Origin of the sequence: Pseudoalteromonas sp. XMcav11-Q (assembly GCF_040104525.1) — a bacterium.
Taxonomy (GTDB): domain Bacteria; phylum Pseudomonadota; class Gammaproteobacteria; order Enterobacterales; family Alteromonadaceae; genus Pseudoalteromonas.
The window spans coordinates 1-16535 of the sequence record NZ_JBECOX010000003.1 but is presented as its reverse complement, the minus strand read 5'-3'; the positions used below and the strand labels follow the sequence as shown (position 1 = coordinate 16535).

General features: G+C 45.0%; 14 protein-coding genes. 8 read left to right on the top strand and 6 right to left on the bottom strand.

Annotation, left to right across the window (positions count from 1 at the left end; translation table 11 throughout):
- Nucleotides 1-34 precede the first annotated feature (34 nt).
- The 3 genes from rsmE to ABMY45_RS05675 all read right to left on the bottom strand — a co-directional run bounded on the left by rsmE (nt 35) and on the right by ABMY45_RS05675 (nt 2234).
- Complete coding sequence (gene rsmE / locus ABMY45_RS05685; RefSeq protein WP_010607709.1) at nt 35-769, bottom strand: 16S rRNA (uracil(1498)-N(3))-methyltransferase; 735 nt, start codon at nt 767-769, stop codon at nt 35-37.
- Between the two features lie 62 nt (nt 770-831).
- Nucleotides 832-1329, bottom strand: coding sequence for a hypothetical protein (locus ABMY45_RS05680; RefSeq protein ID WP_010607708.1), 498 nt, complete (start codon nt 1327-1329; stop codon nt 832-834).
- A gap of 11 nt (nt 1330-1340) precedes the next feature.
- Nucleotides 1341-2234 (bottom strand): hypothetical protein, encoded by an 894-nt coding sequence (locus ABMY45_RS05675; protein WP_029215930.1) that lies wholly within the window; start codon nt 2232-2234, stop codon nt 1341-1343.
- Nucleotides 2235-2313: 79 nt separating this feature from the next.
- Between ABMY45_RS05675 and glnE the strand changes: the two genes are divergently transcribed.
- Nucleotides 2314-5109, top strand: a complete 2796-nt coding sequence (gene glnE, locus ABMY45_RS05670) for a bifunctional [glutamate--ammonia ligase]-adenylyl-L-tyrosine phosphorylase/[glutamate--ammonia-ligase] adenylyltransferase (protein WP_174170322.1) — start codon at nt 2314-2316, stop codon at nt 5107-5109.
- On the opposite strand, the gene ABMY45_RS05665 is transcribed toward glnE, so the two are convergent.
- The 3 genes from ABMY45_RS05665 to tolC form a co-directional block, all read right to left on the bottom strand.
- A complete protein-coding gene (locus ABMY45_RS05665) occupies nt 5106-5714 on the bottom strand; it encodes a TcpQ domain-containing protein (protein WP_017217000.1) in 609 nt (202 codons plus the stop codon). The genes glnE and ABMY45_RS05665 overlap by 4 nt on opposite strands.
- 26 nt (nt 5715-5740) lie before the next feature.
- On the bottom strand, nt 5741-6664 hold the full coding sequence (gene lpxL, locus ABMY45_RS05660; protein WP_010607704.1) for an LpxL/LpxP family Kdo(2)-lipid IV(A) lauroyl/palmitoleoyl acyltransferase: 924 nt from the start codon (nt 6662-6664) through the stop codon (nt 5741-5743).
- 105 nt (nt 6665-6769) lie between these two features.
- Nucleotides 6770-8116 (bottom strand): outer membrane channel protein TolC, encoded by a 1347-nt coding sequence (gene tolC / locus ABMY45_RS05655; protein ID WP_010607703.1) that lies wholly within the window; start codon nt 8114-8116, stop codon nt 6770-6772.
- 247 nt (nt 8117-8363) lie between these two features.
- On the opposite strand from tolC, the gene ABMY45_RS05650 reads away from it, so the two are divergent.
- From ABMY45_RS05650 to parC, 7 genes are all read left to right on the top strand, one after another.
- Entirely contained in the window at nt 8364-8966 is a 603-nt protein-coding gene (locus ABMY45_RS05650) for an NUDIX domain-containing protein (protein ID WP_174170320.1), read from the top strand.
- Nucleotides 8967-8988: 22 nt separating this feature from the next.
- Complete coding sequence (locus tag ABMY45_RS05645; RefSeq protein ID WP_010379051.1) at nt 8989-9444, top strand: DUF1249 domain-containing protein; 456 nt, start codon at nt 8989-8991, stop codon at nt 9442-9444.
- Nucleotides 9431-10207 carry a metallophosphoesterase gene (locus ABMY45_RS05640; protein ID WP_174170319.1) on the top strand — a complete coding sequence of 259 codons (777 nt, stop codon included), beginning with the start codon at nt 9431-9433 and terminating at the stop codon, nt 10205-10207. Before ABMY45_RS05645 ends, ABMY45_RS05640 begins: the two co-directional genes overlap by 14 nt.
- The gene (locus ABMY45_RS05635; RefSeq protein ID WP_349288569.1) at nt 10192-10755 is read left to right on the top strand and encodes a YqiA/YcfP family alpha/beta fold hydrolase; all 564 of its coding nucleotides are present in this window, start codon (nt 10192-10194) and stop codon (nt 10753-10755) included. The genes ABMY45_RS05640 and ABMY45_RS05635 overlap by 16 nt, the downstream gene beginning before the upstream one ends.
- 77 nt (nt 10756-10832) lie before the next feature.
- Nucleotides 10833-12722 carry a DNA topoisomerase IV subunit B gene (parE, locus tag ABMY45_RS05630; RefSeq protein ID WP_010607699.1) on the top strand — a complete coding sequence of 630 codons (1890 nt, stop codon included), beginning with the start codon at nt 10833-10835 and terminating at the stop codon, nt 12720-12722.
- Between the two features lies 1 nt (nt 12723).
- A complete protein-coding gene (locus ABMY45_RS05625; RefSeq protein ID WP_174170316.1) occupies nt 12724-13833 on the top strand; it encodes a PQQ-dependent sugar dehydrogenase in 1110 nt (369 codons plus the stop codon).
- Between the two features lie 8 nt (nt 13834-13841).
- Nucleotides 13842-16145, top strand: a complete 2304-nt coding sequence (gene parC, locus ABMY45_RS05620; RefSeq protein WP_039494472.1) for a DNA topoisomerase IV subunit A — start codon at nt 13842-13844, stop codon at nt 16143-16145.
- The last annotated feature ends 390 nt before the right edge of the window (nt 16146-16535 follow it).

Below are 16535 nucleotides of genomic sequence, written 5' to 3'. Positions count from 1 at the left end.
AGTTTACCCATGATATGGGGGTTGCTCTGTGTATTTAAAGTGCTAAATCGCCAAATTGCAGCTGTAGTGCACTCAGTACCGTGAGAGCTGCGGTTTCTGTACGAAGTACACGTGGGCCTAAACGGACATCAACAAACCGCTGTTGAGCGGTAGCATCGAGCTCTTCATCGGTAAAGCCGCCTTCAGGCCCCACTAAAAAGCGGATCCCAGACTGACTATACGGCAGTGTTTTTATTGAATGTTCGGCGCGAGGGTGCAGTGTGATTTTTAACTCGTCGCTTTGCTGTGCAAGCCATTCAGACAACTCCATCGGTGGGTTAATAATAGTGATGGTATTACGTCCGGATTGCTCGGCCGCGGCAATTGCTATCTTTTGCCATTGCTGGTGTTTTTTTGCTAGACGCTCGCCACTTAATTTAACGCCACAGCGTGTGGTAAACAAAGGGGTGATTTCGCTCACACCCAGCTCTACCGACTTTTGAATTGTGAAGTCCATTTTATCACCGCGAGAAATCCCTTGCCCAAGATGTATGGCAAGTGGGGATTCTACATTTTTGTCTTCAAATGATTCAGGTACAGCAACGACTTTCTTTTTCCCAACTTCACTTAATTGACATAGGTACTCGCCGCCCTGTCCGTTGAACAGGCTGACTTTATCTTTGGTTGTCATTCTAAGCACTCGGCCTATGTGTCCTGCGGCGTCATCGTCCAAAGTAACTGGCACACCAATGGCCAAAGGCGAGTCTTGATAAATATGTGGAATACGCATAATTCGATTATTCAGTTGCTGTTTTGTGGCAATGGTAAGCGCTCGCGCACGGTTAGTCTACATCATCCTGCCACTTTAGCTTTACCGCAAAGTAACCCGGTGAGCTTAGCAAGCATCAAGTCAGGGTCGGGGAGGCCCGCGGTATCCGGATGACAAGATAAGTGATTGATTAATGCTTGTGAGTGCTGTTTAGTGATCTGAAAACCTTGCGGGGTTTGTTCGATTAAAAACCGGTGTGGGTGAAGAGAATCAAAAATAAAGCGCTGCTCCTCGGTAGCTAAATGATAGTCCAGAGAATAGAGCAGCACAGCATTAATGTTATGATGACGGTGCAAATAGCTGGCAAGTTCAGAGACGCTGATTTCATTGTCAAAGTCACAATAACAGTAGTCTTTTATTTGCTCTTTAAACATCATCTTGAGCATTTGTTTGGTGTTGTCACCTGCGATAATTATATTACTGGCTTGGCTAGAGCGCACATTTTGCAAATGCTCGACGAGTTCTTGGCTAAAATCCCAATTGCTATCTACCAGTAAAAGTCCATCACTTAAAGCATTCATGCAGTATTGCGTTACACCGAAAACAAGTTAATAAGTAAATAGCCTATTGAGCAGAAAACTGCAAACTCCAAACATGCGATGCCAACGTTATCTTGGTGGTCTACCTCTAGACCAATATTGACCTTAGGTAAGGATAAATGCAGCAATACGTAGCTACCAATGTAAAGAAAAAGCCACATTACACCGCAATGCATGACAACCGAAAACAAGTTTTCTACCACTTTTGCTCCATGGTAGGGAGCGCTGTGCAGCCCCGCATACATGGCTAAAGAGAGGCCGATGGATTTGCCTGCATACCGAATACCAATCGAAGTGTTTCTGAGATTAAAATTTTGTTGTAAAGAAGCCCCTTGATTGAACTTGGCAAAGCGACTTTCTCTGATTTTACTATCTAGCGTATAAAGCAGCTGCAATAGCATAAAGCCGAGGGCTACGACTAATAGATCGCTCCAGCCTTTCGGGTGCACCCAATGATATAAACCAAGCACCAATATGGTGTTACCGAGTAACATGCCGGAGTCCACCATCGCGGCGCAGATATTTTGCTTTAAAATCGCTTCTTCTTCGTCAAACTGATACAGAATCCATTTGCGATGGATCCATTGGCCGAAGTATACAAAGGCAATGATCAACCCTATATGTAAGGCCACTTGCAGAGGGTGTGCCTGCGCCCTAACCACGCCTAAGTCATTGAATAAGTATGCAACACAAATACACAGCATCGTCACTTGACTGGCATAGCTGATCCCAAGTGCAAAGTTGTCACGTTGTGCGAGCTCGTCATCAAGGAGATTGTTGGCGCTACGTTGGATCATTAAGCGCAGCAAAATAGTTAAACCGCAGACAATGACAAAGCAAATCAAAATCGCTAAAAAGTTGATATTGTTTAAAGACAAATAACTCATACTCGGTGTAAGGTTGTGTTTTAGATAGAGTTACTATAACACTGCTCACAAAGAGAGCCAGTCTACCGTGGAGTTTTTTATGTCGGAATTGTTTGTTCAAGCAGCGCTAAATACGCTTGCTCAAGAGCGTTACCAAATGATTTATGGTGATGCGCCGATGGAGCCCAAACTGGCACGGTTACTGGCGTTGAGTGATTTTGCCGAGCGTACGCTTACACGATTTCCTGAGTGGGGAGCTTGGCTGCTCGATGAATCGCAGATGCAAATGCGCGACTGTCCTGATGTGTTTGACTTTTCCGCGCCTTTGGTTGAAGAAAAACAAGCTTGGCAGCAGCTGCGTCACTATCGGTTAAAGTATTGGCTTAAAGTGATGTGGCTGGATTTGGTTGCAGGCAATGAGATTGATGACAGTATTCGCTATATTTCGCAGCTGTCCGATACCTTGATTTCAAATGCGTACCGATGGGCGTACTTAAGCGTAGAAGCGCAATCAGGCTCACCAAAAGATGAGGCTGGTAACTCGATACCTATGACGGTATTAGGCATGGGAAAGCTTGGTGGTAAGGAGCTGAATTTTTCCTCTGATATCGATTTGATCTTTGCCTATCCGAGAAGTGTCGACACATCCGGTGGCCGGCGCAGTATTGAGGCGCAAGTTTTTTACACTAGAGTGGCACAAAAACTTATTTCAGCGCTTAATCAAGTTACCATTGATGGCCAAGTATTCAGAGTCGATATGCGTTTAAGACCATTTGGGGATAGTGGTCCTTTGGTAATGAGCTATGCCGCGATGGAAGATTATTACCAAGATCAAGGTCGAGAATGGGAGCGCTATGCGATGTTAAAGGCGCGGCCAATTGGTGAACCGTCGCCGTATTGGCAAGAGTTTTACGACTTAATTCGGCCGTTCGTCTATCGCCGTTATATCGACTTTTCTGTGATAGATTCACTGCGAAAGATGAAAAATATGATTGCCCAAGAGGTGAGACGCAAAGGCTTAACGAATAACATAAAGCTGGGCGCTGGTGGCATTCGAGAAGTAGAGTTTATTGTGCAGGCTTTGCAACTGATACGCGGCGGTCGCGAAACGCCATTACAAACCCCTTCATTGTTACAGGCATTAGAAGAGCTTGAAGCGCTTGATATTGTCCCTGTCGAGGTCAAAAACCGTCTGCATGAGAACTATTTAGTGCTGCGTAAAGTTGAGCAATATCTACAAGCATTTGACGACAAACAAACGCAAACTTTACCCGACAACAACTTAGATTGTCTGCGCCTGAGCCACTTATTGCAATGTAACGATTACGCCGAAGTTGAGCAAATGCTAAAGGTTGTGACGCAGCATATCCGGGCTGAGTTTAGTCAAGTCATTGGTGAACCGCCTGAAGAAGAATTAGATGAAGACGATAGCGCGGTTTACGCGTGGCAAACGGGAGAAATTGCTCAGCTAGGCCAGTGCCGAGCTGCACCGTGTTTTGAGACTTGGCAAACTGACTTGATGGAGTTTAAACAAGGGCTAAGTAAAAAGCAGGCGGGCACTCGTGGTCGCGATATTCTCGATAAGTTAATGCCAGCCTTGCTACGAGAGCTTAGTAAACAAAACATGGAGCCGGCGCTCGCTCGCGTGCTCAGTGTGATCAATAAAGTAGCGTCTCGTACTGCATATTTGGAGCTACTTTACGAAAATCACGGTGCGTTGACTCAACTTATCAAGCTTTGTTGTCATAGCGCGTGGATTGCTGAGCATATTGCGAAATACCCGATCCTCCTTGATGAGCTTATCGACCCACAAACTCTCTACAAACCTTTGCCATTAACGGCCTATAAAAACGAGATCCAGCAAGCATTTTTACGTATAGATGAGCAAGATGTTGAGCTACAGATGGAAGCGCTGCGACAATTTAAACAAACGCATCAGCTAAAAGTCGCGGCTGCAGACGCCACTGGCGTGTTGGATATTATGAAGGTGAGCGATCATCTAACTGCGCTTGCTGAGGCGATTATCGCAAAAGCCGTCGATATTGCTTGGGGGCATATGGTGGCGCGTTTTGGTGCGCCTGAAGGTGCAACAATAGAAGAAAAAGGCTTTGCTGTAATAGCGTATGGCAAGGCTGGGGGATATGAGCTCGGTTACAACTCAGATCTAGACTTAGTGTTTGTGCATAATCGTGACGGCGAAAGCCAAACTCAGGGTGATAAAGCTATCTCTTCAAGACAGTTTTATATGAAGCTGGCACAGCGTTTAATGCATTTGTTCAATACCAAAACGCTCTCTGGCATGCTTTACGAATTAGATACTCGACTTCGCCCTGAAGGAAACTCGGGCTTACTCGCTATCAATCTAGAAAGCTTTTACCAATACCAGTTAGAGCAAGCTTGGACATGGGAGCATCAGGCGCTAGTGAGAGCTCGTATGGTGTTAGGTGAGTCGAAAATGGCCGCACGATTTGAGGAAATACGTCATGCAATACTAATGCAGCAGCGAGACATGCCTAAATTAGCGGAAGATGTTCGCAATATGCGTGAAAAAATGCGAGCCCACCTTAACCAAGATAGTGACAGTCACTTTGACTTAAAGCAGGGAATTGGCGGCATGACGGATATTGAATTTATCAGTCAGTACATTGTGTTGCGATATAGCAGTCAGTATCCAGCACTTTGTACTTATCCAGATAATATACGTATTTTAGAGCAAGCGGGTGAAGTTGAAGTGATTGATAGTGATGAAATGAAGCACTTAATCTCTGCATATTGTTTGTTTAGAGATCAATATCATTTTAATAGCTTAAACCAATTAGGTAGGGTTGTTGGGCGTGAAGCGTTTGATCAACACGCACAACAAGTCACTCAAGTTTGGCAGCGGGTACTTGCTTAACCCGCTAGCTTACGGCAGTTTTCACGTACATAGATTGGTGGGTTTTCGGTGATAACCGCAGCACGCTCTCGCGGGCAGAAAAATGTGTAGACTTGAAATTCAAAGTCGTCGTTTATCGCCGTTCCAACCTGATAGAGTGCAGAAACAAAGTCAGTATCGAGACGGAAGTTATACTTCACCACATAGTCACGCTCTAGATACCAAAACAGTTCCACACCTTCTTCTTTGGCTTGCTTTGTAAGTACATCTTTTAAAGTATCGCCTGTGTCAAAGCGTCTTGGTTGTTTTTCACCGGTCCATTTAGGGTTAGATGGTTTAACTGCGAGCGCTCTTTGTGCTAGCGCATCGTCAAGCGGATAGGTGGGCTTTCCGAGTGTGATAACATACTTTTCACGATCGGTATCACGATTGCTCATGCTATTTCGAAAGCTTTCGTAAAATTGCGACAGGCCTTGCGCTGCAACATTGGTGGTTTCCCTAAAGTTCATATCTTTAGAGGCACCAAAAAGAAAATAGTAGGCAGCCCAAATGAGTAACACGCCTAGTGATAGGTGTTTAGTCCAAAACCAGATTGACGATAATTTATTTTTTTTCTTCTTAGCCATTTCAAACTACTCCAAGACTCTAGGCCCTAATAAAACGAAGGTGCCTTTTCATCAGGTCGCGTTTTAAAGCGACGATGCACCCACATATATTGATCCGGCGCACAATTGATTGCTTGCTCCATTCTCTCGTTGACGCGAGTAACATCTGCAAGATCATTGCCACTTGGGAATGCTTCTAAAATAGGTTGTATGTCTAAATGATACATCCCTTTTGCGTCTCTCGTACAGTGTAAGCTTAAAGTCTCAGCCTTTTTGCTTGAAGAAAATAATAAAGTACCAGTTGTTGTTGCTGCATCAGGAACCGCAAAGAAAGGGGCAAACTCACAGCGCTTGCGGCCATAATCTTGATCTGGCAAGTAATAACACACGCGTTTGCTTGAGAGTGTTTTCAATAAGCCTTTGACGTCTCGCTTAGTGACTAAATACTCATTTGAGCGTAGTCGCCCACGGGTCATAAAAAACTCCATAAGTGGATTATTGTGTGGGCGATAAAAGCCAACACCTTGCACTTTAGTGCCTAGCACTCGGCTTGCCATCTCAAGATGCAACATATGGGGAACCAGCATAAGTACCCCTTTTCCTTGCTTTTGCACGGCTTCAATATGCTCTAATCCCTTAATAGAGCCCACTACTTGATTGATGCGCCACTCTGGCCACCACCATGCCATCCCCGTTTCAAGAGTTGCTATGCCGGTATTTTCCATATTTTTTAGTAGCATAGCTTTGTGTTCTGCTTCACTTAGCTGTGGAAAGCAAAGTTTCAAATTGACATCAGCAATATGACGGCGGCGTTTCATATATTTATGAACTAGACGTCCAAGGCCTCTACCCAGTGTAAATTGAACACCTTGTGGGAGCCATGAGATCAAATACAGGGCGAAAACACCAAGCCAAGTCAGCCAAAATTTAGGTGCTAAGAATGACCATCTGAAAGGTGAGTGAGTAACCAAAGTAATATACCTGAGACTTAATTGAAGAGGCTAGTTTATCTATATTGCTGTAAAAATACAAAAAGCCAGCATAGCTGGCCTTTTCAGAGGTGATAATCGAAGTACTTAGCCTTCAATCAAACCTTGGTTAATTGCTTCAAGATCGGTACGAGATAGTGTACCTGCTGCTTGTTTTAAGCGTAGCGATGATAGTACGTAGCGATAACGGATATCAGCTAAGTTACGTTTCGCGTTATACAGGTTTTGCGTGCTGACTAGTACGTCAACGATGGTACGAGTACCTACATCAAAACCCGCTTCAGTTGCTTGTAATGCACTTTCTGCTGAAACAACCGCTTGCTCTAGCGCACGGTAAGTTGCAACGTCTGAAACCACTTGGTTATAAGACGTGATCACTGATCGTGTCATGTTACGCATTGCCGCTTCCATATCTTCGCTGCTAGCAACAAAGTTTGCGCGAGCTTGATCTGTTGCTGCAACTGTACGGCCACCTGTGTAAATTGGTACGTCTAACGTTAAGCCTACCGAAGTTCTGTCGCTACGTGGTGCATGTTGTCTACCTGCACTGTCAGCTAAAGAATCAGAGTAAGTAGCGTTTAAGTTTAGTGTTGGGTAATGCCCAGATTGAGCTAAATCAATTTGATCTTTTGCGATGTCTACCGCAGATTTTGCAACTTGAAGGTCTAGATTCTTCGCTTTTGCAATTTCGATAAAATCGTTCGTATTCTGCGTAGGCTTAACTGTTGAGAACTTTTCAGTGTTTAACTTATCTAGCTTAGCGTGGTACTTACCAGTAATCGTACGTAATGTTTCACGTGCTGTTTCAACTGCATTACTTGCTATGATTTCGTCTGCAACTGCACGGTCAAATTGTGCTCTTGCTTCATGCACGTCTGTAATTGCTGTCAAACCTACTTCGTAGCGCTGTTTTGTCTGCTCTAGTTGACGTTCAATAGCGCGCTTCTCGGCTTGTACAAACTCTAGGCTATCTAACGCACTTAGTACATTAAAGTAACCTTCAGCGATACGGACAATCAAAGTTTGCTTTTGCTGCTCATATTGCGTCGATGCTTGCATTGCACGTTTTTCTGCAATTGAAAGACCCTGCCAAGATGCCATATCAAAAATGGTTTGGCTTAGAGAGATTGAACGCTGAAAGGTGTCAGTGTCAGACTCAAACATGGTGTAGCCTGTCGAGTCATTTTGCTGGCTCGATGGACCTTCAGAGTTAACGTCTGTATAACTCATTTGAAAGCCAAGCTGAGGTAGCAATACGCCTAATGCTTGGTCTTGTGCATATTTTTGCGCATCAGCCTGCGCTTTAGCCTTTAATACGGTAGGATCGTTAGCCGTTGCAATGTCGTATACTTGCAGTAGGTCTTCCGCGTGGGACAGGCTGCTTGAAAGTGCGCACGACAACCCAACAACTAATGATAGTAGAGTTTTTTTCATTTTTCGCTCAGTCCTTAGACAATTTTTATACTGTCAGCATGTTACCCTGTTTTTGCGGCCCAATTAAAGACCAAATGCGTAAAACATCGCCAACAAGTGTAACAGAATATATTAATACCACTTGGGTATTGTAAAGTGGAAAAAGTTAAAGGTAAACGACTTCGTTTACTTATTCAGGTATGACCCTACTATAAGGGCGATTGGTTAGCTTTTAAACCGTTGCTATTAAAAAACACAGGATTATTTTATGAAACCTTTGAGTCAGTTCAACAAAGTCGACGTCAATGTTTCTTCAATAGAAACAATCTTCAATGGTTTTTTTACCATTCACAAGTACCAATTTACCCATGCCTTATTTAATGGCGGTGTATCAGAGCTGATAACTCGCGAGATATTAGAGCGTGGTCATGCGGTTGCAATATTGCCGTATGATCCTGTTACAGGCAGTGTGTTGCTTATCGAGCAAATTCGCATTGGAGCGTTGGCTTCAAAACACTCTCCTTGGCTTTTGGAATGCATTGCAGGGATGGCAGAAGGGAGCGAAGACTATGAGAGTGTTGCAAGAAAAGAAGCCAAAGAAGAAGCTGGACTTGAGCTTGATAAGCTCATTTATATGCGCTCTTATTTATCAAGCCCTGGTGGTACAACAGAGCGACTATATTTGTATCTAGCGCTTGCTGATTTATCTAAAGCGAGTGGGGTTTATGGACTGGCTGAAGAAGGTGAAGATATTAAAGTGCATGTGATGCCACTTGATGAAGCCCTTGCACGTCTTGATAATGAGGAAATCGATAACGCTGCCACTGTTATTAGTCTACAATGGTTGGCATTAAATAAAGCGCGGATATAGAAGCAGTTTAGGAGTCGTATTTTTGTCACAAGTGCTGAGCTCAAAGCAGTATATTCAATCTCTGCCCCGTTACATCACGCTGTGCGAACGTAATTATTTACGGGCGCTAAAATTGCTACCTGAAGAAGTGGTCGGTGAGAGTCGAGTGATTGACTTAGCCTCTGCGCGATACAGTTTGAGCGTAGCTGGAGTCAGTAAATACACAACGGACATTCACATCGAGCAGATGGCGACAGTAAGCGCCCATTTGCCACACTTTTCGTTGTCTGTGCGCCTCTACCATGATGCTAAAGTGGCTGAAGTAATTCACCGTGATTATCATCGTCGAATAAAGCCATCCTATGGTTACCCAAATCCTGATATGCACCAAAAAGATGAAAAGTATCAAATAAATGCGTTTTTAGCTGATTGGCTTATGGTGTGTTTAGAAAAAGGCCGCGTGCATTTAAACTGGGATGTAAACAATGGCTTGGTTTGATCTCGAGCTGCAATTCGATAAAGCGCAAATTCGTATTGGTCATTTTACGGATTGCCATTTGTTTGCCACGCCCTCTGGGGAATATTTTGCGGTAAATACCGCCGCTAACCTTGAACGCACTTTCGCCGCGATGGCAAAAGAGCATTTCGATTGTGTGGTGTTTGGCGGTGATTTAACACAAGATCACAGTGCGGCTTCTTATCATGAGTTTGCTCGTATAGTGAGGGAGAGTAAGTTGCAATGTCCGGTGCTTTGGGTGCCGGGTAACCACGACGAGCTAGCTTTACTCGAAGAAATAAGTGCTGGGCAAATCGTCCGTCATAAATGCATCACAGGTCCGTTTGGGCAGGTGTTACTGTTAAACTCAAAGGGTGAAACACCCGCCGGATGGTGTGCTAAGTCACATTTAGGTGCGCTCAAAGACAAGCTTAACAATAATATCAACAACAATACGATTGTTTTTGCTCACCACCATCCTAGGCCGATAGATGGCTATTTAGATAAACATATGCTCGAAAATGGTCCTGCACTGTTAAACCTGTTGGTGGATTCAGAGCAAGTCTTAGGGCTATTTCATGGTCATGTGCATAATGAATATCAACAACAATTTCGCACTTTACCTATCTACGCTACGCCTGCAACATCAATCCAATTTGATAAGCACACAAAGGACTGGTATCAGTCTGATTTGGGTCCCGCTTATCGTGTCATCGTATTTAGTAAAAGCGCTATAACAACAGAGGTAAAATGGCTCGGAAAGTAGTTTATATTCACGGCTTTAATAGCTCTGAGCTATCCTATAAAGCGACGGCGTTTGGTGAATATATGATGGATAAACAAACGCCATACCTTGTCCCAAGACTACATTATGACCCGAGAGTCGCATTGGCACAGTTGGATAGCGTCATTGATTCTGATACTGTGTTGTTAGGTAGCTCGTTGGGCGGCTATTACGCCACCTACTTTTCGCAACATCTTGGCTGTAAAGCGGTGGTGATAAACCCTGCAGTTAGGCCTTTTTCATTATTAAATGACTACCTTGGACCACAATACAATCCTTATCAGGACTGTCATTATGAGCTGCAGTATGAACATATTGATGCGTTAAAATCCATGTATGTCAAGCAGCTGAGTAATCCAGAAAACTTGCTATTATTGCAACAAACGGGCGACGAGGTGCTGCCTTTTGCAGAGGCGGTGCGTTATTATAGTCATTGTCGTCAAATTATTGAGTTTGGTGGGGATCATAGCTTTGTTGAATTTCCACGCTATTTTGACACCATCACCAAATTTTTAACTATCAAAAATTAGAATTTATGCACAAAGCTCTGCTCAAAACTGTATGTTGTGCATATACTAGCGGATAAAAAGATAACTAGAACTAGCCTATGAGTCAGCAAAACTATAATGCCGAAGCTATTGAGGTACTCAATGGCTTAGAGCCAGTTAAGCGCCGTCCTGGCATGTATACCGATACCACCAGACCTAATCATTTAGGCCAAGAGGTTATCGATAACAGTGTCGATGAAGCCTTAGCTGGACATGCCACCAAGATTGACGTGATCTTGCATGAAGACAACTCCTTTGAAGTCATCGATGACGGTCGAGGAATGCCTGTGGACATTCACCCAGAAGAGGGCGTGCCTGGGGTTGAATTGATCCTGACCAAACTTCATGCCGGGGGCAAGTTTTCCAATAAAAACTACCAGTTCTCCGGTGGTCTTCATGGGGTGGGTATATCGGTTGTTAATGCGTTGTCGACTCGGGTCGAAATTACCGTTAAACGCGATGCGCAAATCTATGAAATGGCATTTGAAAACGGCGATAAAGTCGAAGACTTAAGAGTGACCGGCAGCGTTGGTAAGCGTAATACCGGCACCTCAGTACACTTTTGGCCCGACGCGAGTTATTTTGACTCAGCTAACTTCTCAATTACTAAGTTAAACCACTTGCTCAAAGCTAAGGCTGTATTGTGTCCAGGGCTTAGAATTCGTTTCGTAAATAAACAGACGAAAGAAACGCAAGAATGGCACTACGAGGCAGGTCTTGAGGATTACCTAAAAGACAGCGCTGAAGGCTACGAAGTGCTGCCGAAATCCCCATTTACAGGCAGTTTCAGTGGCTCAACCGAAGGGGTTGATTGGGCGCTTCATTGGTTGCCTGAGGGCGGGGAATCCATCGCTGAAAGCTACGTAAACCTTATTCCAACGGCACAAGGCGGAACCCATGTAAATGGGTTACGCCAGGGCTTACTTGAAGCGATGCGTGAGTTTTGTGAATTCAGAAACCTGATCCCGCGTGGCGTGAAACTGACGCCTGATGATGTTTGGGACCGCTGTAGTTATGTCTTGTCGGTTAAAATGCAAGACCCACAATTTGCCGGTCAAACCAAAGAAAAGCTGTCATCACGTTCGTGCGCTACCTTTGTGTCTGGCATTGTCAAAGACGCCTTTAGTTTATGGTTAAACGAACACACTGAAACTGCAGAGTTACTTGCTGAGCTGTGTATTAGCAATGCGCAAAAACGTTTGCGTGCTGCAAAAAAAGTGGTTCGTAAAAAAGTCACTTCGGGTCCTGCTTTACCGGGTAAATTAACCGATTGTTCTGGGAGTGAAACCGAACGCTCAGAAATCTTTTTGGTGGAAGGGGACTCAGCAGGTGGCTCAGCAAAACAAGCACGAGACCGTGAGTTTCAAGCAATCATGCCGCTGCGCGGTAAAATCCTAAATACCTGGGAAGTGGAATCTGGACAGATCTTAGCCTCGCAAGAAGTACATGATATTTCTGTTGCCTTAGGTATTGACCCAGACTCTGAAGATTTATCAGGCCTGCGCTATGGCAAAGTATGTATCCTCGCGGATGCGGATTCTGACGGACTTCACATTGCAACTTTATTATGCGCACTCTTTGTGAAGCACTTCCCAGAGCTTGTTCGTAAGGGCCACGTTTTTGTTGCCATGCCGCCGCTATTTCGCATTGATGTTGGTAAAGAAGTTTACTACGCCCTTGATGAAGATGAGAAAAAGGGCATTTTAGACCGTATCGAGGCCGAAAAGAAACGCGGTAAAGTCAACGTACAGCGCTTTAAAGGGTTGGGTGAAATGAACCCGTTGCAATTGCGTGAAACCACTATGGATCCAAATACTAGACGTTTAGTTCAGCTGACATTAGATGAGCCTGAACAAACCCTCGAAATGATGGATATGCTGTTAGCTAAAAAGCGCTCTAGCGACCGTAAAATTTGGCTTGAGCAGCACGGAGATAAGGCAGAGGTTTAACATGAAAATACATAGTAAATTGACCACGGTAGCGACGACGCTGGCAGTAGCGTTATTAAGCTCACCTGCGCTGGCAAATGATATGCTTTCGCGCCTTTCAGTACCTAAAGGGTATGAGCTGAGCTATTTTGCGAAAGATGTTGAAAATGCGAGACAAATGGCGGTGGGCAAAGATGGCACTGTGTATGTTGGCTCTCGTAAAGCGGGTAAAGTTCACGCACTCATTGACAACAACCGTGATGGCGTAGCCGACAAGAAAATCTTGGTTGCAGAAGGGCTGAATATGCCCTCCGGTATCGCCCTAAAAGACGGTGACTTATATGTTGCTGAAGTTGAGCGTATTGTGCGTTTTAAGCAAATCGCAAAAAACCTCAAGGCACCGGTAAAAGAAGTGGTGTTCGATGATTTGCCTGACAAACGTCACCACGGCTGGAAGTACCTGACAGTATCGCCGGAAGGCGAACTGATCATTCCAGTTGGCGTGCCTTGTAATATTTGTGCCGAAGACCCTAAGTTTGGCCGTATATTTTCACTAAATCTTGAGACGAAAAAGCTTTCGACGATTGCCAAAGGCGTGCGTAACTCAGTGGGTTTTGATTATCACCCAGTAACTGGAAAGTTATGGTTCAGCGACAACGGTCGTGACATGATGGGAGATGACATTCCACCATGTGAAATCAACCGTGTTGACGAAATTGGTCAGCATTTTGGCTTCCCCTATGTTCATGGCGGCAGCGTGCTAGACCCTGAATTTGGCGAGGGTAAATCGGTGACTGACTACGCCATGCCAGCACTTGCACTACAAGCGCACGTTGCACCGCTGGGCATTCACTTTTACCGTGGCGAGCAATTTCCAAAGGCAATGAAGCATCAGCTTTTTGTTGCTGAACATGGTTCTTGGAACCGCAGCAAAAAAGTGGGCTATCGAGTAATGCGAGCAAATGTGCAAGATGGCCAAATTAGAGGCTATGAACCTTTCCTTACCGGCTTTATGGAAAACGAAACAACCCATGGTCGACCAGCCGCAATTGCAGAACTCGACGACGGTAGCCTGCTCGTTTCCGATGATTACGCCAATGCGATATATCGCATCAGCTACAACAACAAGTAAGGTGTAACATGACAGATCCTCAAGCCTTGTCCTTGCAAGGCATTGAACAACTTCCGATGGGGCGTTTTACTGAAGATGCCTATCTGAACTATTCCATGTATGTGATCATGGATAGGGCGTTACCACATATTGGTGACGGCCTGAAGCCTGTACAACGTCGTATTGTATATGCGATGAGTGAGCTGGGCTTATCTGCTCAAGCAAAATACAAAAAATCTGCCCGTACCGTTGGTGACGTATTGGGTAAATATCACCCTCATGGCGACAGTGCTTGTTATGAGGCCATGGTACTCATGGCGCAGCCGTTTTCTTATCGCTATCCGCTGGTGGATGGCCAAGGTAACTGGGGTGCTGCGGATGATCCTAAATCATTTGCTGCGATGCGTTATACTGAGGCGCGTTTATCTAAGTTCTCAGAAGTACTGCTGAAAGAGCTTGGCCAAGGTACGGTCGATTGGACCGCTAACTTTGATGGCACCTTAGATGAGCCGCAAGTGTTACCCGCGCGTTTACCACATATCTTGCTGAATGGGGTGACGGGTATTGCGGTGGGGATGGCAACCGATATTCCGCCGCATAACGTACGTGAAGTTGCTGAAGCTTGTTGTTTGTTATTGGATAAGCCTAAAACCGAACTAGAAGAAATTCTAGAATTGGTCAAAGCGCCAGATTATCCAACCGATGCGGAAATCATTACGCCGCAAGAAGAGATCAAAAAGCTTTACACCACAGGTCGTGGCTCAATCAAGATGCGTGCTGTGTACACCGAAGAGCAAGGCGAAGTGGTGATCACCGCGTTGCCACATCAATGTTCGGGTGCCAAGGTGCTAGAGCAGATAGCAGCACAAATGACAGCGAAGAAACTCCCTATGGTAGCGGATTTACGTGACGAATCGGATCATGAAAATCCGACGCGTATCGTCATCGTACCGCGCTCAAATCGAGTTAAGGTCGAGCCATTAATGGCGCACCTATTTGCCACGACGGATCTTGAAAAGAACTACCGTGTTAACATCAATATGATTGGTTTAGACGGGCGTCCACAAGTTAAAGACTTGCGTCAGATTTTATCTGAGTGGTTAGTATTCCGCCGTGAAACGGTGCGTAGACGTTTGCAGTACCGTTTAGACAAAGTGCTTGCGCGTTTGCATATTCTTGAAGGTTTGATGATTGCATTTTTGAATATCGATGAAGTCATCGAAATCATTCGCAACGAAGACAAACCAAAAGAAGAGTTAATAGCGCGTTTTGGTCTTTCAGATAAGCAGGCAGAAGCAATTCTAGACCTGAAATTACGCCACCTTGCAAAGCTTGAAGAAATGAAGATCCGTGGTGAGCAGGATGAGCTTGAAAAAGAGCGTGATGGATTGGAAAAAACCTTAGGCTCTGAGCGTCGTATGTCGACGTTGATGAAAAAAGAAATCCAAGAAGCTGCTGAATTGTATGGCGATGATAGACGCTCACCGGTAGTTGAGCGTGGTGAAGCCAAAGCGCTTAGCGAAAAAGATTTGATCCCATCAGAGTCTGTAACTGTTGTGCTATCTGAAAAAGGCTGGGCGCGTTTTGCAAAGGGCCATGATATCGATGCCGAAGGGCTAAGCTACCGCTCAGGAGACAGTTATAAAGCCTCTGCGAAAGGCAAGAGTAATCAGCCTGCGGTGTTCTTAGATACTTCAGGGCGAGCCTTTGCAACCGATGCGCATAGCTTACCTTCAGCCCGGAGTCAGGGTGAACCGATGACGGGACGCTTTAACTTAGCGTCAGGATGTAACTTTGAACATGTGGTCATGGGCGAAGAGAAATCGACTTATCTGATGGCGACCGATGGCGGTTACGGTTTTATCAGTGACTTTGCTGATATGGTGAGCAAAAACAAAAATGGTAAAGCGTTCGTTAGCGTGCCAAAAGGTGCGCATTTGATGGCTCCTATCCAGGTATTTGATGTTGCCACCGATATGTGTATGGCGATTTCGAGCGAAGGCAGAATGCTGCTATTCCCATTACGTGATTTACCTAAGCTTGGTAAAGGTAAGGGGAATAAGATTATCTCTATCCCTAGCGCGAAAGTGCAAAGCCGCGAAGAGTTTGTCAAAGTGTTAGCGGTAGTACCTGAAGGCGTTTCTGTTACCTTACATGCAGGTAAGCGCAAGCTAACCTTAAAGCCGAGTGATTTAGAGCACTATTACGGTGAGCGAGGGCGCAGAGGTAATAAGTTACCGCGCGGATTACAGCGCGTAGATAGCTATGATCTGGAGCACAATGGTGTTGAGACACCAGAAGACAATGACGCCAGCGTAGACACCGAAGAATAACCGATACAGGCCGCCCACCGCGGCCTTATTTTTATCTGTTGAAAACCATCGCGAGGTGAACTCGCTGCCACCAAATTAAATAACGCTATGCGGTATCTGTTCACCCATTGAACTTTGTGTCTGAGCCGGTTTATCCGGCGACCTTTGAGCTCTTTAGAACATCGCGAGATGAACTCGTTGCCACCAAATTAACCACTCTGTGTGGGTGTCTGTTCACCCGGCGATCTTTTAGCAGTTTAGAACATCGTGAGGTAAACTCGCAGCCACCAATTAAATAACGCTATGCGGTGTCTGTTCACCCATTGAACTTTGTGTAGGAGCCGGTTCACCTGGCGATCTTTTAGCAGTTTATAACATCGCGAGGTGAACTCGCTCCCACCAATTAAATAA

What these genes read in the sequence shown, in the direction of transcription:
- ABMY45_RS05680 (WP_010607708.1), bottom strand. Translation starts at nt 1,329, where the DNA reads ATGAATGCTTTAAGTGATGGACTTTTACTGGTAGATAGCAATTGGGAT.
- ABMY45_RS05625 (WP_174170316.1), top strand. Translation starts at nt 12,724, where the DNA reads ATGAAAATACATAGTAAATTGACCACGGTAGCGACGACGCTGGCAGTA.
- rsmE (WP_010607709.1), bottom strand. Translation starts at nt 769, where the DNA reads ATGCGTATTCCACATATTTATCAAGACTCGCCTTTGGCCATTGGTGTG.
- ABMY45_RS05635 (WP_349288569.1), top strand. Translation starts at nt 10,192, where the DNA reads ATGGCTCGGAAAGTAGTTTATATTCACGGCTTTAATAGCTCTGAGCTA.
- ABMY45_RS05640 (WP_174170319.1), top strand. Translation starts at nt 9,431, where the DNA reads ATGGCTTGGTTTGATCTCGAGCTGCAATTCGATAAAGCGCAAATTCGT.
- glnE (WP_174170322.1), top strand. Translation starts at nt 2,314, where the DNA reads ATGTCGGAATTGTTTGTTCAAGCAGCGCTAAATACGCTTGCTCAAGAG.
- tolC (WP_010607703.1), bottom strand. Translation starts at nt 8,116, where the DNA reads ATGAAAAAAACTCTACTATCATTAGTTGTTGGGTTGTCGTGCGCACTT.
- ABMY45_RS05675 (WP_029215930.1), bottom strand. Translation starts at nt 2,234, where the DNA reads ATGAGTTATTTGTCTTTAAACAATATCAACTTTTTAGCGATTTTGATT.
- parE (WP_010607699.1), top strand. Translation starts at nt 10,833, where the DNA reads ATGAGTCAGCAAAACTATAATGCCGAAGCTATTGAGGTACTCAATGGC.
- parC (WP_039494472.1), top strand. Translation starts at nt 13,842, where the DNA reads ATGACAGATCCTCAAGCCTTGTCCTTGCAAGGCATTGAACAACTTCCG.
- ABMY45_RS05650 (WP_174170320.1), top strand. Translation starts at nt 8,364, where the DNA reads ATGAAACCTTTGAGTCAGTTCAACAAAGTCGACGTCAATGTTTCTTCA.
- ABMY45_RS05665 (WP_017217000.1), bottom strand. Translation starts at nt 5,714, where the DNA reads ATGGCTAAGAAGAAAAAAAATAAATTATCGTCAATCTGGTTTTGGACT.